The organism is Streptomyces radiopugnans (assembly GCF_900110735.1).
Lineage (GTDB): Bacteria > Actinomycetota > Actinomycetes > Streptomycetales > Streptomycetaceae > Streptomyces > Streptomyces radiopugnans.
The window spans coordinates 73356-95323 of sequence record NZ_FOET01000016.1 but is presented as its reverse complement, the minus strand read 5'-3'; the positions used below and the strand labels follow the sequence as shown (position 1 = coordinate 95323).

General features: G+C 74.2%; 22 protein-coding genes. 5 read left to right on the top strand and 17 right to left on the bottom strand.

What is annotated here, in order from left to right:
• Positions 1-46 precede the first annotated feature (46 nt).
• From BMY40_RS23145 to BMY40_RS23120, 6 genes are all read right to left on the bottom strand, one after another.
• Positions 47-814: a DUF3159 domain-containing protein gene (locus BMY40_RS23145; RefSeq protein WP_425443161.1), complete on the bottom strand. Its 768-nt coding sequence runs from the start codon at positions 812-814 to the stop codon at positions 47-49.
• A gap of 3 nt (positions 815-817) precedes the next feature.
• A complete protein-coding gene (locus BMY40_RS23140) occupies positions 818-1228 on the bottom strand; it encodes an OB-fold nucleic acid binding domain-containing protein (protein WP_093662721.1) in 411 nt (136 codons plus the stop codon).
• A 153-nt stretch (positions 1229-1381) separates the two neighbouring features.
• Positions 1382-2092: an ABC transporter ATP-binding protein gene (locus BMY40_RS23135; protein ID WP_093662720.1), complete on the bottom strand. Its 711-nt coding sequence runs from the start codon at positions 2090-2092 to the stop codon at positions 1382-1384.
• A gap of 447 nt (positions 2093-2539) precedes the next feature.
• Entirely contained in the window at positions 2540-3328 is a 789-nt protein-coding gene (locus BMY40_RS23130) for a DUF3710 domain-containing protein (protein WP_093662719.1), read from the bottom strand.
• Position 3329: 1 nt separating this feature from the next.
• On the bottom strand, positions 3330-3890 hold the full coding sequence (gene dut, locus BMY40_RS23125; protein WP_245770266.1) for a dUTP diphosphatase: 561 nt from the start codon (positions 3888-3890) through the stop codon (positions 3330-3332).
• Positions 3887-4450 carry a PaaI family thioesterase gene (locus BMY40_RS23120; protein WP_412694512.1) on the bottom strand — a complete coding sequence of 188 codons (564 nt, stop codon included), beginning with the start codon at positions 4448-4450 and terminating at the stop codon, positions 3887-3889. The genes dut and BMY40_RS23120 overlap by 4 nt, the downstream gene beginning before the upstream one ends.
• A 79-nt stretch (positions 4451-4529) precedes the next feature.
• On the opposite strand from BMY40_RS23120, the gene BMY40_RS23115 reads away from it, so the two are divergent.
• On the top strand, positions 4530-4985 hold the full coding sequence (locus tag BMY40_RS23115; RefSeq protein WP_093662717.1) for a DUF3093 domain-containing protein: 456 nt from the start codon (positions 4530-4532) through the stop codon (positions 4983-4985).
• Positions 4986-5068: 83 nt separating this feature from the next.
• Here the strand turns inward: BMY40_RS23115 and BMY40_RS23110 are convergent, their stop codons facing one another.
• The 4 genes from BMY40_RS23110 to BMY40_RS23095 all read right to left on the bottom strand — a co-directional run bounded on the left by BMY40_RS23110 (position 5069) and on the right by BMY40_RS23095 (position 8588).
• Positions 5069-5914 carry an EcsC family protein gene (locus BMY40_RS23110; protein ID WP_245770265.1) on the bottom strand — a complete coding sequence of 282 codons (846 nt, stop codon included), beginning with the start codon at positions 5912-5914 and terminating at the stop codon, positions 5069-5071.
• 14 nt (positions 5915-5928) lie between these two features.
• A complete protein-coding gene (locus tag BMY40_RS23105) occupies positions 5929-6228 on the bottom strand; it encodes a DUF4193 domain-containing protein (RefSeq protein ID WP_093662716.1) in 300 nt (99 codons plus the stop codon).
• Between the two features lie 421 nt (positions 6229-6649).
• Positions 6650-7927: a sensor histidine kinase gene (locus BMY40_RS23100; protein ID WP_093662715.1), complete on the bottom strand. Its 1278-nt coding sequence runs from the start codon at positions 7925-7927 to the stop codon at positions 6650-6652.
• 7 nt (positions 7928-7934) lie between these two features.
• Positions 7935-8588 (bottom strand): response regulator transcription factor, encoded by a 654-nt coding sequence (locus BMY40_RS23095; RefSeq protein ID WP_093662714.1) that lies wholly within the window; start codon positions 8586-8588, stop codon positions 7935-7937.
• A 421-nt stretch (positions 8589-9009) separates the two neighbouring features.
• On the opposite strand from BMY40_RS23095, the gene BMY40_RS28105 reads away from it, so the two are divergent.
• Positions 9010-9183, top strand: a complete 174-nt coding sequence (locus tag BMY40_RS28105; protein ID WP_165869606.1) for a hypothetical protein — start codon at positions 9010-9012, stop codon at positions 9181-9183.
• 104 nt (positions 9184-9287) lie between these two features.
• Here the strand turns inward: BMY40_RS28105 and BMY40_RS23090 are convergent, their stop codons facing one another.
• Together BMY40_RS23090 and BMY40_RS23085 are read right to left on the bottom strand one after the other, a co-directional pair.
• The gene (locus tag BMY40_RS23090) at positions 9288-10088 is read right to left on the bottom strand and encodes an inositol monophosphatase family protein (RefSeq protein WP_093662751.1); all 801 of its coding nucleotides are present in this window, start codon (positions 10086-10088) and stop codon (positions 9288-9290) included.
• Positions 10089-10222: 134 nt separating this feature from the next.
• Entirely contained in the window at positions 10223-11335 is a 1113-nt protein-coding gene (locus tag BMY40_RS23085) for a ferrochelatase (RefSeq protein WP_093662713.1), read from the bottom strand.
• A gap of 143 nt (positions 11336-11478) precedes the next feature.
• Between BMY40_RS23085 and BMY40_RS23080 the strand changes: the two genes are divergently transcribed.
• Together BMY40_RS23080 and sepH are read left to right on the top strand one after the other, a co-directional pair.
• Positions 11479-12822 (top strand): D-arabinono-1,4-lactone oxidase, encoded by a 1344-nt coding sequence (locus tag BMY40_RS23080; RefSeq protein WP_093662712.1) that lies wholly within the window; start codon positions 11479-11481, stop codon positions 12820-12822.
• A 458-nt stretch (positions 12823-13280) separates the two neighbouring features.
• Positions 13281-14342, top strand: coding sequence for a septation protein SepH (gene sepH / locus BMY40_RS23075; protein ID WP_093662711.1), 1062 nt, complete (start codon positions 13281-13283; stop codon positions 14340-14342).
• A 98-nt stretch (positions 14343-14440) separates the two neighbouring features.
• Here sepH and BMY40_RS23070 read toward each other — a convergent pair whose 3' ends face one another.
• Positions 14441-15337 (bottom strand): sulfurtransferase, encoded by an 897-nt coding sequence (locus BMY40_RS23070; RefSeq protein WP_093662710.1) that lies wholly within the window; start codon positions 15335-15337, stop codon positions 14441-14443.
• Positions 15338-15585: 248 nt separating this feature from the next.
• On the opposite strand from BMY40_RS23070, the gene BMY40_RS23065 reads away from it, so the two are divergent.
• The gene (locus BMY40_RS23065) at positions 15586-16398 is read left to right on the top strand and encodes a VOC family protein (protein ID WP_093662709.1); all 813 of its coding nucleotides are present in this window, start codon (positions 15586-15588) and stop codon (positions 16396-16398) included.
• A gap of 33 nt (positions 16399-16431) precedes the next feature.
• Here the strand turns inward: BMY40_RS23065 and BMY40_RS23060 are convergent, their stop codons facing one another.
• From BMY40_RS23060 to BMY40_RS23045, 4 genes are all read right to left on the bottom strand, one after another.
• On the bottom strand, positions 16432-17118 hold the full coding sequence (locus BMY40_RS23060; RefSeq protein ID WP_093662708.1) for a thymidine kinase: 687 nt from the start codon (positions 17116-17118) through the stop codon (positions 16432-16434).
• Positions 17119-17200: 82 nt separating this feature from the next.
• Positions 17201-18400, bottom strand: coding sequence for an alkaline phosphatase family protein (locus BMY40_RS23055; protein WP_093662707.1), 1200 nt, complete (start codon positions 18398-18400; stop codon positions 17201-17203).
• Positions 18400-18993, bottom strand: a complete 594-nt coding sequence (locus BMY40_RS23050) for a DUF5998 family protein (RefSeq protein ID WP_093662706.1) — start codon at positions 18991-18993, stop codon at positions 18400-18402. The genes BMY40_RS23055 and BMY40_RS23050 overlap by 1 nt, the downstream gene beginning before the upstream one ends.
• A 28-nt stretch (positions 18994-19021) precedes the next feature.
• Complete coding sequence (locus BMY40_RS23045; protein ID WP_093662705.1) at positions 19022-21814, bottom strand: bifunctional acetate--CoA ligase family protein/GNAT family N-acetyltransferase; 2793 nt, start codon at positions 21812-21814, stop codon at positions 19022-19024.
• Positions 21815-21968: the final 154 nt, after the last annotated feature.

Genomic DNA, 21968 nt, shown 5'->3' with positions numbered 1-21968 from the left:
CCGCCCTCGTCGTGTGCCGTACGGCCGCCGCGGGGCCGTACCGGGCTCAGGGGTCCGTCCGCGCCTCGCCCGCCACGCGCTCGCGTTCCCGCTTCCTCTCCGCCTCGGCGGCCTCCTCCGCCTCCATCTCCGCGATCACGTCGATCGGCGGCGGGGCCTTGGCCAGGAAGACGTAGGTCAGGTAGACGCACAGCAGCAGCGGCGGGATGCCGAGCGCCACCTTCACCCAGCCGAGCTGGGTGGCGTCGCCCCAGAAGTAGATCGGGAAGAGGATGGCCGACTTGGCCAGCAGGACGATGCCCCAGGCCCAGGTCGCCTTGGTGTAGGCCGCCAGGCGGCCGGGATTGCGGGTGCGCCAGGAGAGGTTCTCGCGCATCAGCGGTCCGAGCAGCACCCCGATCAGCGGGAAGCGCACCATCGCCGAGACGCAGTACGCGACCGCCAGCCCCAGGGTGTAGAGCATGCCCGGCAGGTAGAAGTTCTTGGCGTCGCCCGACATCATCGCGAAGACCGCGCCGATCCCGACCCCGAAGACGCCGCTGAAGGCGTGCTTGAGGGTCTCGCGCCGCACCAGGCGGGCCAGCGCGAGCAGGACGCTCAGGCCCAGGGCGGCGACGGCAGCGAGGTGGATGTCCCGCTTGATCGTGTAGACCAGTACGAAGACCAGCCCGGGCACGGTGGTGTCCACCATGCCCCGCACTCCGCCGAACGCCTCCATCAGCGCCTTGTCCGTGACCGTCGGACCGGACGCGCCGGCCTCGGCCCCGGACCCGGTTCCGTCCACGCCGGCGGCCGGCTTGTCGAGAGAGGTCACCCACTACTCCTGTCCGCTGTCCTGTCCGATGGGTCGCAGCTCGTACTTGGGGTTGAACAGCACCGGTCGGCCGCGGTTCATCGCGATCCGCCCGTGGGCGATCAGCCTGCGGCCCGGTTCTATGCCCGCGATGGACCGGCGGCCGAGCCACACGACGTCCAGCGGGGCGGACCCGTCGAACAGCTCCGCCTCCAGCGCGGGCACGCCCGCCCTGGGGCGCTGCGTCACCGTGCGCAGCGTACCGGTCACCGTGACGATCTGCCGGTCGCCGCAGTCGCAGATGCGGGTGCAGCCACTCTCCTCGGTGTCCTGCCGGAGTTCGGCGGAGAGCAGATCCTCCTGGGAGGAGGCCAGACGCCCGAGGAGGCGCCGCAGCCGGCCGCCCTGCCTCTCGAGTCGGGTAACGCCACTCATGCGGCCAGCCTACCCGCGCCCGTCACCCCCCGTAATGCCCCTGAGGGCCCCGGAAGCGGATGTGACCGAAGGCTCTCCCCCGGCGCCCCGGGAGTCCCCGGCGTCTCCGGCGCCCCGCGGTGCACACCGGGCTCGGGACTCACGGCTCACGGCTCAGGGCCGGGCCGGCAGCGGGCGGAGCTCCGGGCCGGCCTCGCGCAGCCGCCCGTCGCGCAGCTCCAGGACGCGGTCGGAGCGGGAGAGCAGCCAGGGGTCGCGGGTGGCGACCAGTGCGGTGGCGCCGCGGGCTCGGACTGCGGTGTACAGCAGCTCCAGCACCCCTGCGGCCTCACCGGGGCCGAGCAGTGCGGTGGGCTCGTCGGCGACGAGCAGCGCCGGCCGGATGGCCAGCGCGCGGGCGACGGCGACGCGCTGGCGCTGGGCGCCGCCGATCTCGTCGGGCCGCCGTCCGGCCAGCTCGCCGAGGCCGGCCTCGGCCAGCAGCCGGGAGACGCGCTCCTCGCGTTCGTGCGCGGGGACGTTGCGCAGCCGCAGCGGAACGCCGACGTTCTCGGCGACGGTGAGGACCGGCAGCAGTCCCGGGGAGGGGAAGACGATGCCGATGCGGTCGCGGCGCAGCCTCAGCCGCTCCTGCTCCCCCATTCCGTCCAGCCGCACGCCGTCGACGGTGATCCGGCCCGAGACGGGGATGTCGAGTCCGCCGACGAGGCCCAGGAGTGTCGTGCGGCCCGCGCCGGGGCGCCCGGTGACCGCGACCAGCTCGCCGCGCCGGACGGTGAGCGACAGGCCGCGCAGTACGGGGACCGCTGCGGATGCGTGACCGTGGGAGTGGTGCAGGTCCTCGACGACGACCACGGCGCCCATACGGCCTCCCCTTCCGGACGGCTCCGGACGGTGCCGAGCCTAGCGCCCCCGCGGGCCGTTCCGGCCGGGCGGAACGGTGCCACTTCTTCCGGACGGTGACCTCGGCCGCGCAGCCGGCCCCGGTCTTCTCCCCCGACCGGACGAAGGCGTTCCGGCCCTCGGCGGTGCGTGCGCGGAAGGAGGTGTCCTCCCGTGCCTTCCCGGCGGTTCCGTCACCGAGGACGTCGCCCCCGTCGCCGCAGACCGCCCCGCCGCCGCAGTTGTCGCTGCCGCCGCCGACGGTCCGCTGGGCGGTGAGGATCCCCACGACCGCCGGCGCCGCCGTTGCGACGACTCCGACGACGTAGACGGCACGCGCCGTCCGCAGCCGTCACCGGACCGCAGGACCGCGAGGGGGCTCCGGCCCTGCCGCCCCGTACGGCGGCAGGGCTCCGGGCGGCGTCCCGGTCAGCGGACCTCGGTGATCTCCGGGCCGCGCTGGAGCTTGTCGATGCCGCCGGCGAAGCGGGAGCCCTCCTGCGCCTGCTCCTGCTGGACGCCGTCGGGCACCATCTGCGCGTCGTCGGGGAGCTTGAGGACGATCGGGTCGCGGGGCGCCATCGGGGCGTCGCCGCGCACCACGACCGTGTCGCGGAAGATCTGCTCCAGCAGTCCGGCGGCCTGCGGCTGCACCGCGCCCTGGCCGGAGATGACACCGCGCAGGAACCAGCGGGGGCCGTCCACGCCGACGAAGCGCACGACCTGCATGCCGCTGTTGCCGTCGGGCAGCCTGACCGGCACCTGCGCACGCAGCTCCCAGCCCAGCGGTCCCTCGACCTCGTCGATGATCCCGCCCTTCTGGGTGATGCCCGAGGCGATCTCCTCGCGCACCTCGTCCCAGATGCCCTCGCGCTTGGGTGCGGCGAAGGCCTGGAGCTGGACGGCGCTGTCCTTGAGCACGATCGTCGCGGCGACGATGGCGTCCCCGGCGACCTCCACCCGCAGCTCCATGCCCGGCACTCCGGGCACGAACATGCCGCCCAGGTCGACCCGGCCCTCGCCCGGGGCGTGCAGCTCGCTCACGTCCCAGGGGCCGTCCGGCCGGGGGGCCGGGGGGAGCTTGACCCTGGACTGCTCGCCACCGGTGCCGTCGGCGGACCCGTCCGACGCGTCGGTGCCCTCGTCGGATCGTTCCGTCTCGAACTCGTCCGAGGCGCCCTCGGGCCCTACCTTCTTCTTGCGACGACGTCCGAACACGTCACTGTCCCTTCAGGTCGGCGGCCTCGTCGGCCGCGACCGCAGCGTAATGGTTGTGCTGTGCAGCGTGGTCCTGTGCGGCGCCGTCCTGTGCGGCGTGGCCGCCCGTGGAGCCGAAGCCCCCCGCCGCTCGTGCCGATCCCGGCAGTTCCTCCACCTCGTGGAAGCGCACCTTCTCGACTTGCTGGACGACGAGCTGGGCGATGCGGTCGAACCGCTCGAACCGCACGCTCTCGCGCGGATCCAAGTTGGCCACGATCACCCTGATCTCCCCACGGTACCCGGCATCGACGGTTCCGGGGGCATTCACGAGGCAGACCCCGCAGCGGGCCGCCAGACCGGAGCGCGGATGCACGAAGGCGGCGTACCCGTCGGGCAGTGCGATGGAAACCCCCGTGGGCAGAACGGCCCGTTCCCCGGGGGCCAGTTCGGCCGCCTCGGTGGTGACCAGATCGCAGCCCGCGTCGCCGGGGTGGGCGTAGGCGGGCAGCGGCACCTGGGGGTCGAGGCGGCGGATCAGCACCTCGACGGGGTCGCGCCCGGGCAGGCCGGCGCGGCTCACGGGTTCACCTCGAAGGCGCGGGCCCGGCGGACGGTGTCGGGGTCGGCCATCGCGGCCTCGATCTCGTCCTTGCGGCCGTGGTCGACGAAGTGCTCGACCTTGACCTCGACGAAGAGGGCGTCGGCGCGCACCGCCAGGGGGCCGTCGGGGCCGCCGACGCGTCCGGTGGCGGTGCAGTAGATCTTGCGTCCGTGCCGGGCCGTGGCCCGCGCCGTCAGGTGCAGCACGGAGTCCACGGGGACGGGCTGGAGGAAGTCGGTCTCCAGCCGCCCGGTGACCGAGATGGTGTGCATCAGCCAGTTCAGGGAGCCCAGGATCTCGTCCATGGCGGTGGCCAGCAGTCCGCCGTGGGCGAGGCCCGGGGCGCCCTGGTGCTCGGGGCGGACGGTGAACTCGGCGGTGACGCTGACCCCCTCGCCCGCCCGGGCATCGAGGTGCAGTCCGTGGGGCTGCTCGGTGCCGCAGCCGAAGCACTGCGCGTAGTGGGCGCCCAGCGGCTCTCCGGGAGCGGGGGCGTCGGGGTGACGCACCGGGGGAACGGCGTCGTCCGGCGGGGTCAGGGATGTCTTGGTGGCACTCACGGATGCTGACCTTACCGCCGGGTCAGTGAGCCGGTCGCGGGCGTGCCAAGCTGGGGACATGCTTCCTCCCGGCGTGCTGTACGACGAGCGGCTGACCGCGCCCCGCCCCTGGTGGCTGATCGCCGCCCTGTCCGGGGTCTGTCTGGGCCTGATCCTGTTCCCCCTGGGCCTGATGCCCCTGCTGGGCGGTCTGGTGGTGGGGACGGCGCTGGGCGCGGTGGCGGTGAGCGCCTACGGCTCGGCCCGCATCCGCGTGGTCGCTGACTCGCTGGTCGCGGGGGAGGCCCGGGTGCCGGTCTCCGCGCTGGGCGAGGCGCACGTCCTGGACGAGGAGGAGGCCCGCGCCTGGCGCACCCACCGCGCCGATCCGCGCGCCTACATGCTGCTGCGCGGCTACGTGCCGACGGCGCTGCGCGTCGAGGTCACCGATCCCGGGGACCCCACGCCGTACCTGTACCTGTCCACACGGCGCCCGCGGGCGCTGGCCGACGCCCTGGAGGCGGCGCGCCGGTAGCGCGGCCGGCCGGCCGTACGGGCGGCCGCGGGGTCCGGCGGGAGCGAGGGGACGGCGGGCCGGGGACGAGGGGGCGGCGGGCGTCAGCCGTCCTCGTCCGGGGCGTGCGTGAGCCGCGAGGGGATGACCTTCCCCGGGCGGTCCTCCAGGGGGACGGCGTCCCAGGGGATCTGCCGTCTTCTCAGGTCGTCGCGGATCGTCTCCGCCAGCTTCCTGGTGTCGCGCCGGTTCATCAGCGCGCCCACCGCCGCGCCGATCATGAACGGCGTGAGATTGGGGAGGTTGCGCATGGTGCGCTTGAGGAGGGTCTGGCGCAGCTGGCGTCTCATGTGGTTGCCGAACGCCGCGCCGAACGTCGCGGGCGCGGCCAGTTCTATCCCGCGCTCCTGGGTCCACTCGGCGAGGTAGGCGGCGGCCCGCTCACGGACGTTGCCGGGCGGGCGCAGTCCGTAGACCTCGTGCAGTTCGGCGATGAGCTTGAGCTCGACCGCGGCCACCCCGACGACCTCGGCGGCCAGCTCGGCGGGCATCGCCGGCGGTACGGGCAGCATCGCCGAGGCGCCCACTCCGGCGCCGACGGTCGCGCTGCCCTTCATGGCGCCCGATATCAGCCTGTCGGCCATCTCCTCGGGCCCCAGGCCCGGGAACTGCCGGCGGAGCGTGTCCAGGTCCCTCACCGGGATCCTGGGCGCGAGGTCGACGATGCGGTCGGCCACCACGCCCAGGAACGCCCTGACCGTTCCGCGCTCGCGCGGCTCCCGGGCTCTGTCTCCGTCCGCTCCGTCCGCGCCGCCTGTCCGGCGCGGACGGAGCCGCCGCAGCCCGCGGCCGAGAGCGGCTGCGGGCGCGGAACGGGGTGCGGGTACGGGCGCGAGCGAGGCCTTGCCGTCCTGGCCCCGCTCGGCGTCGCGTGCTTCCTCGGCCGTCATCAGCCGGCCCCGGCTCAGGCCGCGCAGTCGCGGCAGATGGGGTGACCGTTCTTCTCCGCCGCGAGCTGCGAGCGGTGGTGGACGAGGAAGCAGCTCATGCAGGTGAACTCGTCGGCCTGGCGGGGCAGCACCCGCACGGACAGCTCCTCGTTGGAGAGGTCCGCTCCGGGCAGCTCCAGACCCTCGGCCTGCTCGAACTCGTCGACGTCGACGGTCGAGGCCGACTTGTCGTTCCGCCGGGCCTTCAGTTCCTCGATGCTGTCCTCGTTGACGTCGTCATCGGTCTTGCGTGGAGTGTCGTAGTCGGTCGCCATGTCGCTCTCCCCCTCTGGGTGTCTGTGGTGTCTCCAGCGCACGTAACGCGCGAGAGGCCGGACTTGTGCCCGACCTGAGGCGGAGATTTTGCCTCACATCAAGCCCTGTTACTCAATCGACACCCAACCGCGCCCCTGATGGGGTGACCGAGTCGGCCGTCGACCGAGGGCCCGGGACGGCCCCCGTGTCCACTTTGCGCCTACCGCCTCCCCTCTTTTCCACGATCCCGACCTGCGAAAACATGGATTTTCCGGCATTTTTCGGCAAGCCCTGGGGTGCTGTACGCGTGTGACCGAAAAATCGTGTGTGTGATCGATCACAACCGGGTCGAACCATGGAGGAATTCCCGGATTTCGCCCCATAACACCGGGCCCCGCGGAGATATTCCATGATCGTCCTTTCCGCCCCGCACCCCGGGTGTCAGACGGGGAGCGTGACCCGGACCACCAGTCCGCCCTCCTCGCGCGGCCTGGCCGTGACCGCCCCGCCGTGGGCGCGCACCACCGACCGCACGATCGACAGGCCCAGGCCGACCCCCCTGTCGCTGCCGGTGCGCTCGGTGCGCAGCCTGCGGAAGGGCTCGAAGAGGTTGTCCACCTCGTACGCCGGGACCACCGGGCCGGTGTTCTCCACCACCAGCACCGCCTGCCCGGGCTGGGCCCGGGTGTCCACCGAGACCCAGCCGTCACGGGGGACGTTGTAGCGCACGGCGTTCTGCACCAGGTTGAGCGCGACCCGTTCCAGCAGCACCCCGCTGCCCTGCACATAGGCGGGCTGGCGCACGCCCCGCAGCTCCACGCCCCGTTCCTGGGCCTCGCCGCGCGCCTGCTCCACGGCCTGGGAGGCGACCTCGGCCAGGTCCACGGGCTTGCGGTCGACGATCTCGTTCTCGCTGCGGGCGAGCAGCAGCAGGCCCTCCACCAGCTGCTCGCTGCGCTCGTTCGTGGCGAGCAGCGTCTTGCCGAGCTGGACCAGCTCCGGCGAGGCGCCGGGATCGGAGAGCTGCACCTCCAGCAGGGTGCGGTTGATCGCCAGCGGGGTGCGCAGCTCGTGCGAGGCGTTGGCGACGAACCGCTGCTGGGCGGTGAACGCCCGGTCCAGCCGGTCCAGCATCTGGTCGAAGGTGTCGGCCAGCTCCTTGAGCTCGTCGTCCGGCCCGTCCAGCTCGATGCGGCGGTGCAGGTCGGAACCGGCGACCCGCTGGGCGGTGCGCGTGATGCGCTCGAGCGGCGAGAGCACCCGGCCGGCCATGACGTAACCGAAGGCGAAGGCGGCCACGGCCAGGCCCAGCAGGGCCAGCAGGGAGTGGTTGAGCAGGGCCTCCAGGGCCACCTGCCGCTGGTTCTCCATGCACTGCTGGACGGCGGCGGTCAGCTCCTGGGGGGTCAGCTCCCCGCCGTCCGCCCGGCTGGGCAGGCTGCACACGGCGTCGGTGGTCTGGTCCCGCACGCCGATGATCTGGAAGGGCAGGTGGCTGCCGTCCTTCAGCGCCTGGGCCGCCAGCAGGTAGATGATCGCCAGCAGCACCATCCCGGCGATCAGGAACATCCCGCCGTACAGCAGGGTCAGGCGTATGCGGATGGTGGGCCGCAGCCAGGGGTGGGAGCGGCCCGGCTGGAAGGGGTCCCAGGTGGGCTTGGGCGGGGTCGCCGGGGGCTGGGGCGGGGGGCCGGGGGTACCGGGCGTGCTGGGTGTCATGAGGGGCTCAGATGCGGTATCCGGAGCCGGGCACGGTGACGATCACCGGCGGCTCGCCGAGTTTGCGGCGCAGGGTCATCACGGTGACCCGTACGACGTTGGTGAACGGGTCGGTGTTCTCGTCCCAGGCCTTCTCCAGGAGCTGCTCGGCGGAGACCACCGATCCCTCGCCCCGCATGAGCACCTCCAGCACCGCGAACTCCTTGGGGGCCAGCTGCACCTGCCGGCCGTCCCGGAAGACCTCGCGGCGGTTGGGGTCCAGCCGGATGCCGGCGCGCTCCAGCACCGGCGGCAGGGGGGCGGTGCTGCGGCGGCCCAGCGCCCGCACCCGGGCGGTCAGCTCGCTGAAGGCGAAGGGCTTGGGCAGGTAGTCGTCCGCGCCCAGCTCCAGGCCCTCCACCCGGTCGCTGACGTCGCCGGAGGCGGTGAGCATCAGCACCCGGGTGGGCAGGCCCAGCCGGATGATCTCGCGGCACACGTCGTCACCGTGGACCAGCGGCAGGTCGCGGTCGAGCACCACCACGTCGTAGTCGTTGACCCCGACGCGTTCGAGGGCCGCGGCGCCGTCGTAGACCACGTCGACGGCCATGGCCTCCCGGCGCAGTCCGGTGGCCACGGCATCGGCGAGCAGCCGCTCGTCCTCGACGACGAGTACGCGCACGGGTGGTGTCCTTCCTGGGTTCGCGGGACGGGGGAACCGCCCCGAGGGGTTCGAGGGCGGCGCGGCAGCGGTGCGGAGCGGGGACGGGATGAGCCCCGGCCCGGCGGACCGGGCGCGCCGCCTCCCGTTCCGCCCTGTCCATCGTGGCCCATCGTGCCCGCGACCTCAGTAAACGGGCCGTAAGGGACTTCCGTCGCAGCCGTTCACCGAATTTTCGTCCCTCTTGAGGTTTCTCTGAGGTTTGAGGTGGGGAGGACGGCAGTACACCCGCGATCACGCCCTGTAGGCGGCATCTCACGACCCCTCTTCCCAGTCCTCCCAGCCCCGGAAGAGCCGTCGGCCGACCGCTCGGGGAGTACACCGTGATCGCCCCACCCCCGGCACACCCCCGTGCCGACGACCCACGACGAGGGGGCGCACCATGGACGCGTTCACCGCAGGCATTCTGCAGCGCATACGGACCACGGAGTCCGACCTGATCCGCGCTCGTGAGTCGGGCGACGACTTCCTGGTGGACGTCGAGCAGGCCGAGCTCGAGGATCTGCGCCGTCTGGCCGCCGAGTACGGAGTGGAGGTCGGCGTCACCAGCGCCTGACCCGGCAGCACACGGCAGCGCCCCGGAGGGTTCTCCCCTCCGGGGCGCTGCCGTGTGCCGGGCGCAGAGGGGGCCGGTGCCCCTGGTGCCCCGGCTGGAGCCGTTCAGTCGTGCCAGGCACCCAGTTCCTCCAGCAGCGGCTGGAGCACGTCGAAGACCCCGGGCGAGGCGGCCACCGTCAGTTCGCCCGTCGGCGGGGAGCCGGGCCGCCCGCCGGTGAGGGCGCCCGCCTCGCGGGCGACCAGATCGCCCGCGGCGAAGTCCCAGGGGTGCAGCCCCCGTTCGTAGAAGCCGTCCAGCCGCCCGCCGCCCACGTCGCACAGGTCGATGGCGGCCGAACCGGAGCGGCGGATGTCGCGGACCCTCGGCAGCAGTCGGCGGACCACCCCGGCCTGGGCCTGCCGCCGCCCGGCGACGTAGTTGAAGCCGGTGCCGATCAGCGCCTGCTCCAGCGGCGGCGAGGGGCGGCAGCGCACGCGTTCCCCGTTCAGCCAGGCGCCGGCGCCCAGCACCGCGTGGTACGTCTCGCCGCGCGGCGGGACGTGGACCACGCCGACGACCGTCTCACCCCGGTGCTCGGCGGCGATCGAGACGGCCCAGGCGGGCTGTCCGTAGAGGTAGTTCACGGTGCCGTCGATCGGATCGATCACCCAGCGCACCCCGCTGCCGCCCTCGGTGGAGGCCCCCTCCTCCCCCAGGAAGCCGTCCTCGGGGCGGTGGTCGGCCAGGAAGCCGGTGATCAGCTTCTCGGAGGCGAGGTCCATCTCGGTGACGACGTCGACGGGGCTGCTCTTGGTCGCGGCCACCCCCAGATCGGCGGGGCGGCCCTCGCTCAGCAGCGCGCCCGCCCGGCGGGCGGCCTCCAGCGCGAGGCCCAGGAGTTCCCTCCTGAGCGGATCGGCCACGGCGGCGGTCGCGCGGTCGGTCTCCGTTCCGGTCCCGGTGGGGCTGCCTGCGGGGGTCCCGGCGGAGCTTGCGGCGTCGGTCACGGCTCTCCTCGGCGGTGTCGGACGGGCGTCGGACGGCTGTCGGGCGGCTGTCAGGCGTACGGGCTGTCGGCGCCCGCGGCGGCGGGCTTCGGCGTACGGGCCGGGCAGCAGCCCACCGGGCACACGTCGTGGCTGGGGCCCAGCGCGCCCAGTGCGCAGCGCTCGGGGTGCTCGCCGCGCTCGGCGGCGGCGCGCTCGGTCACCAGATCGCGCACGGCCGCGGCGAAGCGCGGGTCGGCCCCGACGGTGGCCGACCGCACCGCCGGCAGGCCCAGCTCCCCGGCCTTGGCCATCGCCTCGGTGTCGAGGTCGTACAGGACCTCCATGTGGTCCGAGACGAAGCCGATCGGGACCATCACCGCGGCCGGCGCGCCCTGCCCGTGCAGCGTCTCCAGGTGGTCGCAGACGTCCGGCTCCAGCCAGGGGATGTGCGGGGCGCCGCTGCGGGACTGGTAGACCAGCTCCCAGGGCCTGTCCACCCCGGTCTCCTCGCGCACCGCGTCGGCGATCACCCGGGCCACGTCCAGGTGCTGGGCGACGTAGGCGCCGCCGGCGGGCCCGGAGGTCTCGGCCTGGGAGAGGGGGATGGAGTGGGTGGTGAAGACCAGGTGCGCCCCCGCGCGGACGTCCTCGGGCAGCTCGGCGAGTGAGGCCAGCACCCCGTCGGTCATGGGGCGGACGAAGCCGGGGTGGTTGAAGTAGTGCCGCAGCTTGTCCACCCGCGGCACCGGGAGCCCCTCGGCCTCCAGGGCGGCCAGGGCCTCGGCGAGGTTCTCCCGGTACTGGCGGCAGCCGGAGTACGAGGCGTACGCGCTGGTGGCCAGCACCAGGATCCGGCGGCGGCCGTCGGCCGCCATCTCCCGCAGGGTGTCGGTCAGGTACGGCGCCCAGTTCCGGTTGCCCCAGTAGACGGGCAGGTCCAGCCCGTTGGCGGCGAAGTCCTCGCGCAGGGCGGCGAGCAGCTCGCGGTTCTGGGCGTTGATCGGACTGACGCCGCCGAACAGGTAGTAGTGCTGCCCGACCTCCTCCAGCCTCTCCCGCGGGATCCCCCTTCCGCGGGTGACGTTCTCCAGGAACGGCACCACGTCGTCGGGGCCCTCCGGTCCTCCGAAGGACAGCAGCAGCAGGGCGTCGTAGGGGCGGGCGTCAGTTGCGTCGGACATGTCTCGATCCTGCCATCCGGCCGCTGAGCACACCGCCCGGACCCGCGGTGGGGCCGGGAACGGCCCGCGTGAGTATGATCCCCCTCCGACCCGCCGGGTCCAGCGCCCGCGCGGTACGCCAGCCATGGGGAGGGCCGTCAGCGATGAGCACGCGCACAGCACGGCGTACGAAGCGGCCCGCACCGCCGACGTGGCGCAACTGGGCGGGCAACGCCACCGCCCGCCCGCTGCGGACCTCGGCCCCCTCCACCGCCGAGGCGCTCGCGGAGGTGGTGCGCCGCGCCGCCGAGGACGGGCTGACGGTCAAGGCCGCCGGCACCGGGCATTCGTTCACGCCCGTGGCCGCCACCGAGGGGGTGCTGATACGTCCCGACCGCCTCACCGGCATCCGCCGGATCGACCGCGGGGCCGGGACGGTGACGGTGGCCGCCGGGACGCCGCTGAGGCAGCTCAACGAGGCGCTGGCGGCCGAGGGCCTGTCCCTGACCAACATGGGCGACATCATGGAGCAGACCGTCTCCGGCGCGGTCGGCACCGGCACCCACGGCACCGGCCGCGACTCCGGCTCCCTGGCCGCCCAGATCCGCGCCCTGGAGATGGTCCTGGCCGACGGTTCGGTCCTGCGGTGCTCCGGGGACGAGGCCGGCGAGAACCCGGAGGTGTTCGCGGCGGCCCGCATCGGCCTGGGGGCGCTGGGGGTGATCACCGAGATCACCTTCGCCGTGGAGCCGCTGTTCCTGCTGACCGCGCGCGAGGAGCCCATGCGCCTGGACGCGGTGCTGGCGGACTTCGACCATCTGGTGCGCGACAACGAGCACTTCGAGTTCTACTGGTTCCCGCACACCGACCGCTGCGTCACCAAGCGCAACAACCGCAGCGACGGCCCGGCCGACCCGCTGCCGCGCCTGGGCGGCTGGCTGGAGGACGAGTTCCTCTCCAACGGCGTCTTCCAGGCGGCCTGTTCGGTGGGCCGGGCCTTCCCCGCCGCCGTGCCCGGCATCGCGCGGGTCGCCGGCCGCGCACTGTCGGCCCGCACCTACACCGACATCCCCTACAAGGTGTTCACCTCGCCGCGCCGGGTGCGCTTCGTGGAGATGGAGTACGCCCTGCCCCGGGCGGCCGCGGTGGAGGCGCTGCGCGAACTGCGGGCGGTGGTCGGCCGTTCGGGACTGCGGGTGAACTTCCCCGTCGAGGTGCGCGTCGCACCCGCCGACGACATCACGCTGTCCACGGCCTCTGGCCGCGACACCGCCTACATAGCGGTGCACGTCTACCGGGGCACCCCGCACGAGCGGTACTTCACGGCCGCCGAGCAGATCATGGTCGCGCACGGCGGGCGCCCCCACTGGGGGAAGCTGCACAGCCGCGACGCCGGGTACCTGTCCGAGGTCTATCCGCGCTTCGCGGAGTTCACCGCGCTGCGCGACCGCCTCGACCCGCACCGGGTGTTCGGCAACGACCACCTGCGGCGGGTGCTGGGCGACTGAGCCGGGCGCCGCCCCGCCACCGTCGACTCGCCACCGTCAGCCCGCCGCCCCGCCCGTCCCCCTACCGGGCCGGGTCGCACATATCTTCCTCTCCGCCCCCGCAGGGCGGTTTCCGGCCAAGGTGGTGGTTCCGTTTCGGCGGATTCCGTGAAGATCCACACCTTCGATGCCGTCTTTTTACGGCCGGCGCGGTGTTCAACTCCCCGGCACTGTGAGAACTTGGGCGGCGTGCCGATCCAACGGCGTGGCCCCAATGGAGTAGTGTGGCGAGCCCTGACCTTGGCCCCGGTCAGCCGGTACCACGGACAGTCACCACCTCGGTCACTTTCCGTGGTCAACAGGCAACCGTGCCACAGTGGCGGATCAGGGCGCGGGCCCGACACGCCGGGCAGGTCGGCAAGGTTGTGGCAGGCTGCGCCCGGGCACGCCACACTCGTCTAGCGGGAGCAGCGACGCACGTGACGTCGGCAGGCACCACCCGGGAGGTTCCCATGCCCGAACTGCGTGTCGTGGCCGTCAGCAACGACGGCACACGGCTGGTGCTCAAGGCTGCCGACAACACGGAGTACACACTCCCGATCGACGAGCGGCTGCGCGCCGCCGTCCGCAACGACCGCGCCAGGCTCGGCCAGATCGAGATCGAGGTCGAGAGCCATCTGCGCCCCCGCGACATCCAGGCCCGCATACGGGCCGGAGCCACCGCCGAGGAGGTCGCCCAGCTCGCCGGCATCCCCGTGGACCGCGTACGGCGGTTCGAGGGGCCGGTGCTCGCCGAGCGCGCGTTCATGGCCGAGCGGGCCCGCAAGACGCCGGTGCGCCGCCCCGGCGAGAGCACCGGCCCGCAGCTCGGCGAGGCCGTGGCCGAGCGGCTGATGCTGCGCGGCGCCGACAAGGAGACGGTGCAGTGGGACTCCTGGCGCCGGGACGACGGCACCTGGGAGGTGATGCTCGCCTACCGGGTGGCCGGCGAGCCCCACTCGGCGAGCTGGACGTACGATCCGCCGCGGCGGCTGGTGCAGGCCGTGGACGACGAGGCGCGGGCGCTGATCGGCGAGAGCGACGACACCCCCGAGCCGAGCTTCCCGTTCGTGCCGCGCATCGCGCGGCTGCCGCGCGACCGCTTCGACCGGACGGAGCGGTCCGACGCCTCCGAGTCCGATCCGCCGGAGGCCGCGGGCCAGGACGCCGGCGTCGAACGGGACTCCCTGACCAGCCTGTTGGAGGCGGTGCCCAGCTTCCGGGGCGACCTGGTGGTGCCGGAGCAGTCCTCCTCGCCCGACGGCGCGCCGGAGGACGAGGCCGAGGAGCCGGAGGCGGTGGAACCACCCGCCCCCGCGGCGAGCGCGGGGGCGGCCTACGCCGATGTGCTCATGCCGCGCTCGGTGGCGGGCCACCGCGACCGGCTCACCGGCAGCACCGACCGCCAGGCCGAGGCGGACGGCGTCCGCCCGGGCCGCCGTGCCGCGGTCCCCAGCTGGGACGAGATCGTCTTCGGCACGCGGCGCAAGAAGCAGGAGTAGGGCGGCGGCAGCACGGCCCGGGAAGCGGGCCCGGAGGGCGGCGGGGCCCTGCCCCGCCGCCCTCCGGCGCGTGTGCCGGCCGTGCGCCGGCCCGGCCCTCAGCCCGGTTCGGGGCCCGTGGCCACCGGGCGGGAGGGGTCGGCGGACCACTGCGACCAGGAGCCCGGGTACAGTGCCGCGTCGATGCCCGCGATCGCCAGCGCCAGGACCTCGTGGGCCGCCGAGACTCCCGAACCGCAGTAGACGCCGACCTCGGTGTCCGCGTCGATGCCCAGTCCGGCGAAGCGGGCGGCCAGTTCGGCGGCGGGCCGGAAGGCGCCGGGAGGTCTCCCGGCGGCGTTCCCGGCGTTCCCGGAGACGCCTCCGGCGGTGTTCTCGACCGTGTTCTCGGTGGTGGGCGCCGACACCGCGCCCGGGATGTGCCCGGCGACGCGGTCGATCGGCTCGACCTCGCCGCGGTAGCGCTCGCCCGAGCGGGCGTCGAGCAGCACCCCGGTGCGGGCCAGGGCCGCCGCGCCGTCGGCGTCGAGCACGGGCAGCGCGCCCGGCCGGGGCGTGAAGTCGCCCTCGGGCGGCTGCGGCACCTCTCCGGTCAGCGGGCCCTCCCAGGCCGCGAGGCCGCCGTCCAGCACCCGCACGTCCTCGTGGCCCGCCCAGCGAAGCAGCCACCAGGCACGGGCCGCGGCCCAGCCCCGGCCGCCGTCGTAGACCACCACCGGGTGCCCCTGCCGGACCCCGGCCCGGCGCATGGCCGCCCCGAAGGCCTCCGGGTCCGGAAGCGGGTGACGGCCCGTCCCCTCCCCCACCGGCCCGGCCAGCTCGGTCTCCAGGTCGACGTACACGGCTCCGGGCAGGTGCGCCGCCTCGTAGTCCGGGCGCCGGGACGGGCCGGCCAGATCCCAGCGGACATCGAGCAGCGTTGGCGGGGTATGCGGTGGGGAAGGCGAACCGGTGAGTTCGCGCGCGAGTTGGGTAGGGGAGACGATGACTGCCATGGCCGTATCTTCGCGCGGCCGTTCCCGTATGTCCTGGCCACCGCCCGGCGCGGCCCGCCCGTGTCGGCGTGCGGAGCGGGGCCGGGGGCGAGATGTCCGCTGTTCTCCCCGGAGGACCGCCTCTCCCCTTACGGGCGGGACGGCCCCGTGCGCGGCATGGGCGTCGAATGAGACCATGGGCACCGACAGTGCACGGAAGATCACCGGACGACCGCATCGACGACGGTCCCGAGGAGAGAAGTGAAGAGATGACCGAGGCAGCGGCACGACACGCTCCGGGCACCCCCTCCTGGCTGAGCCTGCTGGCCCACGACCCGGCGGCGAGCCAGGAGTTCTACCACGAGTTGTTCGGCTGGGACTACCGGCAGGGCCCGGGGCCGGGGTCGGCCGGCCCGCACTTCCGTGCGCTGCTCGACGGGAGCGAGGTCGCGTGCATCGGCCAGATGCCGCGGGGGCGGCAGTGCCTGCCCGCCTGGCTGCCGTACCTGTCCGCCGACGACGCCGACAAGGCCGCGGAGCTGGTCCGGCTGTGCGGCGGGACGGTCGGGGTGGGCCCGCTGGACATGGAGGGGACGATGCGCGTGGCGATCGCGGCGGACCCCTCCGGGGCCTCCTTCGGGATACGGCAGACGGACACGCGGCCCGGGGCCCGCATGGGCGGCGGTCCGGGCACGGTGGTGTGGAACGAGCTGGTCACCCACCGGGCGTCGGCGGTCGAGAAGTTCTACCAGACGGTCTTCGGCCTGGAGAGCGAGCCCTCCGGGGAGCACCTGGGCGCGGGCGGTGCGGACGCGGAGCCGGACCGCCTGACCCTGACGGCGCACGGCCGGATCGTCGGCGGTGTCCGCGGCGTCGGGGACGAGTTGCCGCACGACCGCGGCTCGCACTGGCTGATGTACGTCGAGGTGGACGACACCGACGCGGCGGCGCGCCGGGTGGCCGAACTGGGTGGACGCGTCCTGCTCCCGCCGCACGACACGCCGTACGGGCGGACGGCTCGGGTCGCCGACCGCGAGGGCGCGCCCTTCGCGGTGGTCCACACGGGCCGCCGGGGTTCGTGAAATCCCCTGCGGGGAGCGCCCGTTGAGGACCGTTCAGCCGTGGTGCAGGGCGGGGGCGTCCGCACCGTCCACGGGCAGCACGTCCGGGGACAGGGCCCCCGCCCGGGCCGCGGCCGCGGTGAGCCGGCGCCGGTGGTGGCGCCGGCACAGCACCTCGTAGCCGACGTCCTCCCCCGCGGTGCCCTGCGGGCCCGCGACGTCCCCGACGACGACCTGCGCCCCCTCGACGACCATCCGGCCGCCGACCGTGCGGGCGTTGTGGGTGGCGCGTGCGCCGCACCAGCACAGCGCCTCGACCTGGAGGGACTCGATCCGGTCGGCCAGCTCGATCAGCCGCCGGGAGCCCGGGAAGAGCCTGGTGCGGAAGTCGGTGGTGATGCCGAAGGCGAAGACGTCGATGCCCAGGTCGTCGACGACGCAGGCGAGTTGGTCGACCTGCCCCGGGTCCAGGAACTGCGCCTCGTCCGCGATCACGTAGTCCGTGCGGCCACCGGACGTCAGATGCCGCACCAGATGGGCGTGGAAGTCGAAGCCCTCGCCCGCCTCCACGGCCTCGGTGACCAGGCCGAGCCTTGAGGAGAGCCGCCCCTCCCCCGCCCGGTCGTTGCGGGTGAAGATCATCCCCGACAGTCCCCGCGCCGAGCGGTTGTGCTGGATCTGGAGTGCGAGGGTGCTCTTCCCGCAGTCCATCGTTCCGGCGAAGAAGACCAGTTCGGGCATGGGGAGGAGAAACCTTTCGGCGATCGGCGTACGGCGGTGGCGGCGGACCCGCGCGGCGGCGGGCGGGTCCGGCGGTCCCAGGCTACGTGCGGACTTCCAGCAGGGGGACCAGCTGCTCGGCCGGCGTCATCGAGCCGTGCATGCCGATCAGTTCGGACTCGTTGGGCTCGGTCTCGGTGGCGACGACCGCGACCGTGCCGGTCATCGCGGCCACCACGTCGCCGATCCGGGCGCGCACCCGGTCGTCGACGCGCGGCCCGAACCAGCCCAGTTCGATCGCCTCGTCCCGGGTGGCCACCCACGCCCGGTCCGCCAGGACCTCGCGCCAGACGGCGTGGACGTCCCCGGCGGCGCCCGGCACCGCGTACAGATGGCGGGCCCGGCCCTCGCCGCCGAGCCGTGCGACGCCCGCGCGCAGTTCCCAGTCGTGGTCGAAGTCGTAGCGGGCGTCCGGGTCCTGCGGGATGTCCACCATGCCGTGGTCGGCGGTGATGTAGAGGGCGGAACGCGGCGGAAGCCGCTCGGCCAGGCGCTGGGCGAGGCGGTCGACGTACATCAGCTGGCCGCGCCAGGCGTCGGAGTCCACGCCGTGGCGGTGGCCGCTGCCGTCGAGTTCGGCGTAGTACGTGTAGACCAGCGCGCGGTCGGCCGAGCCCAGCCGCTCGGCGGCCAGGTCCATGCGCTCCTCGGCCGGCAGGCGGCCGAGGAAGGAGCCGCCCGACAGCGCGATCTTCGTGAGCGGGGTGTGCTCGAAGTGGGGGGCGGTGACCTGGCAGGCGGCGACGCCGGCGGCGTCGGCGAGCTGGAAGACGGTGGGGTACGGCTGCCACAGGTGCGGGTCGGTCCACGGCTGCCAGCGCAGCTGGTTCATCAGCTCGCCGGTGGCCGGATCGAGCACGGTGTAGCCGGGCAGCCCGTGGGCGCCGGGCACCTGGCCGGTGCCCACGGAGGCGAGCGAGGTGGCGGTGGTGGAGGGGAAGCCCGCGGTGAGGGGCCGCCCGGTGCCGCCGCGCGAGGTGGGCAGCAGGGAGGCCAGGAAGGGCGCCTCGCCGGGATGGGCGGCCAGCAGTTCCCAGCCCATGCCGTCCACCAGGAAGACGCACACGCGGTCGGCGGGCTCCAGCTCCAGGCCCGAGGAGAGTCCGGGCACGCCCTGCCCGGCGGCGACGGCGGGCAGCAGGTCGGCCAGCGACGCGTCGCCGTAGCGCGGCACGGGCGCGGTGCGCGGGTCCAGGGGGACGGGGTCGTGGGCGGCCGGGCCGTGCGGGAGGGACTGGACCATCAGCGGGTGCCGGCGGTGGCCGCGGTCGCCTCGGACAGCGCCTGCGCGAAGGTGAGCGCCTGGCGGACGGTGTCCGGTCCGTCGCCCGCCTCGCTGACGCGCAGCGAGAGGTCGTCGGCGGTCAGGGAGCCCGTGTAGCCGTGGTCGGCCTCGCAGTTGGGGTCGCCGCAGTTGGCGGGCTCCATGTCGAGGCGGGAGACGGCGCCCCAGCCGATGGTGAGGACGACCTCGCGCGGCAGGGTGCCGGGGGTGTAGGACTCGGGGTTGGCGACGACGCGGCTGAGGACGACCGAGGAGATCCGCTCCAGCTTCACCGACTCGGTGGAGGTGGTGGCGTACGGCGAGGGGGAGGTGCCGTCGGCGGGCTGCTCGTCGGTGTGGCTGACGATGAACCGGGTGTCGGTGAGCACCAGCACCGTGACATGGCGGCGGACCTCGTTGGAGTCGAAGGTCGTCTCCTGGTGGACCACGTACGAGGAGACGGGCTCACCGCCCACGGCGGACTCGACCGCCTCGGCCACGAGAGCCGGGTAGTAGCCGCTGCGCTCGATGGCCGCGCGCAGCCCCTGGGTCGTCGTACCGGTCTTCGCCATGCGGCCCATCCTACGGGGACCGGGCGGATCAGTACGCGGGCAGGCGGCGGGGGCCGAGGTCGGCCCAGGCGGGATGGGCCGTGCCGAAGGGGGCGGGCGGCTCGGCGACGCGGACGGCCGCGTCCAGGACGGTCAGCCCGCGGGCGGCCACGACCACCGGTTCCAGGTCGACGGAGACGACCTCGGGATGGTCCTCGACCAGCCGGGAGACGCGCAGCAGCAGTTCCTCCAGGGCGGCGGTGTCCACCGGCTGGGCGCCGCGCCAGCCGAACAGCACGGGCGCGGAGCGGATGGAGCGGACAAGTTCGGCCGCGTCCCGGTCGGTGACGGGGACGAGCCGGTGGGCGACGTCGCCCAGCAGTTCCGAGGGCGGGCCGGCCAGCCCGAAGGAGAGCACCGCGCCGATGGCCGGGTCGACGGTGGCCTTCACCGCGGTGTCCACGCCGCGGGGCGCCATGGCCTGGACGACGGGCCGCAGCTCGGCGGGATCGCCCAGTTGCTCGGTCATCCTGGCGTAGGCGCGCCGCAGTCCGGCCTCGCTGCCGATGTCCAGCCGTACGCCTCCCAGGTCGGGGCGGTGGCGCAGATGGGGGGCGGTGGTCTTCAGGGCCACGGGGTAGCCCAGCCTCTTCGCGGCGGCGCGGGCGGCGCGGGCGTCGGGCGCGGGCAGGACGGGCTGCACCGAAACGCCGTAGTGGCCCAGCAGTTCGGCCGCCTCCCCACCGCTCAGGGGTGTGCTGCGGAGCGTGCCGCGGTCCGGCTCGCGCACCCGGGTCAGCAGGGCGGCGGCGGCAGCCTCGTCGATGTCGTCGTACTCGGGCACCCTGCCCGGTTCGGCCGCGTCGCGCCGCCACTGCGCGTAGCGGACCGCCTCCGACAGGGCGCCCACGGCGCGCTCGGGGGCGGGGTAGGCCGGCAGTCGGTGTTCGGCGAGGGCGGCGTCCAGGCCCTCGATGGCCAGATGGACCACGACCACCGGCTTGGCCGGGGCGCCCGCGGCTCCCGCGCCGTTCCGGCCGCCGTCCTCACCGCCGCTCGCGCCACCGGCCGGCTCGCGCAGCGCCTGTGCCAGTGACTCGGCCAGCAGGGCCGCGTCCTTCGGGCCGTGGCTGGCGTCCACCCAGGGGATGGCGGTGACCACGACGGCGTCGGTGGCCGGGTCGGCGAGGGTGGCGGCCAGGGCCCGCCGGAAGTCCTCGGGGGTGGCCTCGGTGGTCAGGTCGGTGACGGGCTGCGGGCGCAGGCCCCGCGCCAGGCAGGCGTCGTAGGTGAGCAGGCACAGCGACTCGGCGTTGCCCAGGATGCCCACGCGCGGGCCGGCGGGCAGCGGCTGGGTGGCCAGCAGCACGCCGGCGTCGACGAGTTCGGTGACGGTGTCGACGCGGATGACCCCGGCCTGCCGCAGCAGCGAGGAGACCGTGGCGTCGGGGGTGCGGCCGGCCGGGACGGCGTGGCCGGGGGGCGGGGCGCTGGCGTTGTGGCGGGCGCCCTTGACCACGACGATCGGCTTGCGGGCGGCGGTGCGCCGGGCCAGGCGGTTGAACTTCCTGGGGTTGCCGAAGGACTCCAGGTACATCAGGACGACATCGGTGTCGGGGTCGTCGTCCCAGTACTGGAGCACGTCGTTGCCGGAGACGTCGGCGCGGTTGCCGGCCGAGACGAAGGTGGAGACGCCGCCGGCCCCCCGGCCGCGGCGGTGCAGCCCGGCGAGCACGGCGATGCCGATGGCCCCGGACTGCGTGAACAGCCCGATGCGGCCGCGTTCGGGCGTCTCGGGCGACAGGGTGGCGTTGAGCCGGACGTCCGGGGCGGTGTTGATCAGGCCGAAGGCGTTGGGCCCGATGATGCGCATCCCGTAGGAGCGGGCCTGCCGCACCAGTTCGCGCTGCGCGTCGCGGCCGAAGTCGGCGGAGAGGACGACCAGTCCCTGCACGCCCCGCTCCCCGCACTCGGCGACCACCCCGGGCACCTCCCGGGCGGGGACGGCGACGACGGCGAGGTCGACGGGCTCGGGGACGTCGCGCACCGAGCGGTGGGCGGGCACCGAGTCGATCTCGGCGCGGCCCTCCTCCAGCGCGCGGTTGACGGCGTGGACGCGGCCGGTGAAGCCGGCCGTGCGCAGGCTCTCCAGGACGGTGCGCCCGGCCCCGCCCGGGTTGCGGCTGGCGCCGATGACCGCGACCACACCGGGGGACAGCAGCCGCTGCACGGAGCGGGCCTCGGCGCGCTGCTCACGGGCCCGCATGACCGCCAGGGACTGCTCGGTCGGTTCGATGCCGAAGGTGAGGTGGACCGCGCCGTCCTCGAAGCTGCGCTTCTGGGAGTAGCCGGCGTCCGTGAAGACCTTGACCATCTTCGTGTTGGCGGGCAGCACCTCGGCGACGAAGCGGCGCACCCCGCGCTCGCGGGCGCAGGCGGCGATGTGCTCCAGCAGGGCGGAGCCGACCCCGCGGCCCTGGTGGTCGTCGCGGACGAGGAAGGCGACCTCGGCCTCGTCGGCGGGCAGGGAGGCGGGGCGGCCGGAGGAGTCGATGCGGTCGTAGCGGACGGTGGCGATGAACTCGCCGCCGACGATGGCGGCCAGGCCGACCCGGTCGACGTAGTCGTGGTGGGTGAAGCGGCGTACGTCGCGGTCGGAGAGCCGGGGGTAGGGGGCGAAGAAGCGGTAGTACTTCGACTGGTCGGAGACCTGCTCGTAGAACCTGACCAGGCGCTCGGCGTCGTCGGGCGTGATGGGGCGGACCCGGGCCGTGCCGCCGTCGCGCAGCACCACGTCGGCTTCCCAGTGGGCGGGGTAGGCAGGCTCGCTCGGCGTCCGCATGGGGGTCAGCCTAGTCACCGGGCACCAGATCGCGGAGGTGTCGGCTCCCCTTCCCGGGCGCCCGCCTGTGCGAAGCTGGGCTGGGCCCCGTACATGCGATCCGGTCCCGACCGGACCCGGCCCGGTCCGCTCCGATCCGTTTCGACTCGAAGGG

What these genes read in the sequence shown, in the direction of transcription:
- BMY40_RS23070 (WP_093662710.1), bottom strand. Translation starts at nt 15,337, where the DNA reads ATGGCAGTCATCGTCTCCCCTACCCAACTCGCGCGCGAACTCACCGGT.
- BMY40_RS23085 (WP_093662713.1), bottom strand. Translation starts at nt 11,335, where the DNA reads ATGTCCGACGCAACTGACGCCCGCCCCTACGACGCCCTGCTGCTGCTG.
- BMY40_RS23080 (WP_093662712.1), top strand. Translation starts at nt 11,479, where the DNA reads ATGAGCACGCGCACAGCACGGCGTACGAAGCGGCCCGCACCGCCGACG.
- BMY40_RS23060 (WP_093662708.1), bottom strand. Translation starts at nt 17,118, where the DNA reads ATGCCCGAACTGGTCTTCTTCGCCGGAACGATGGACTGCGGGAAGAGC.
- BMY40_RS23140 (WP_093662721.1), bottom strand. Translation starts at nt 1,228, where the DNA reads ATGAGTGGCGTTACCCGACTCGAGAGGCAGGGCGGCCGGCTGCGGCGC.
- BMY40_RS23050 (WP_093662706.1), bottom strand. Translation starts at nt 18,993, where the DNA reads ATGGCGAAGACCGGTACGACGACCCAGGGGCTGCGCGCGGCCATCGAG.
- BMY40_RS23135 (WP_093662720.1), bottom strand. Translation starts at nt 2,092, where the DNA reads ATGGGCGCCGTGGTCGTCGTCGAGGACCTGCACCACTCCCACGGTCAC.
- BMY40_RS28105 (WP_165869606.1), top strand. Translation starts at nt 9,010, where the DNA reads ATGGACGCGTTCACCGCAGGCATTCTGCAGCGCATACGGACCACGGAG.
- BMY40_RS23100 (WP_093662715.1), bottom strand. Translation starts at nt 7,927, where the DNA reads ATGACACCCAGCACGCCCGGTACCCCCGGCCCCCCGCCCCAGCCCCCG.
- BMY40_RS23110 (WP_245770265.1), bottom strand. Translation starts at nt 5,914, where the DNA reads ATGACGGCCGAGGAAGCACGCGACGCCGAGCGGGGCCAGGACGGCAAG.
- BMY40_RS23105 (WP_093662716.1), bottom strand. Translation starts at nt 6,228, where the DNA reads ATGGCGACCGACTACGACACTCCACGCAAGACCGATGACGACGTCAAC.
- BMY40_RS23055 (WP_093662707.1), bottom strand. Translation starts at nt 18,400, where the DNA reads ATGGTCCAGTCCCTCCCGCACGGCCCGGCCGCCCACGACCCCGTCCCC.
- BMY40_RS23065 (WP_093662709.1), top strand. Translation starts at nt 15,586, where the DNA reads ATGACCGAGGCAGCGGCACGACACGCTCCGGGCACCCCCTCCTGGCTG.
- BMY40_RS23045 (WP_093662705.1), bottom strand. Translation starts at nt 21,814, where the DNA reads ATGCGGACGCCGAGCGAGCCTGCCTACCCCGCCCACTGGGAAGCCGAC.
- BMY40_RS23115 (WP_093662717.1), top strand. Translation starts at nt 4,530, where the DNA reads ATGCTTCCTCCCGGCGTGCTGTACGACGAGCGGCTGACCGCGCCCCGC.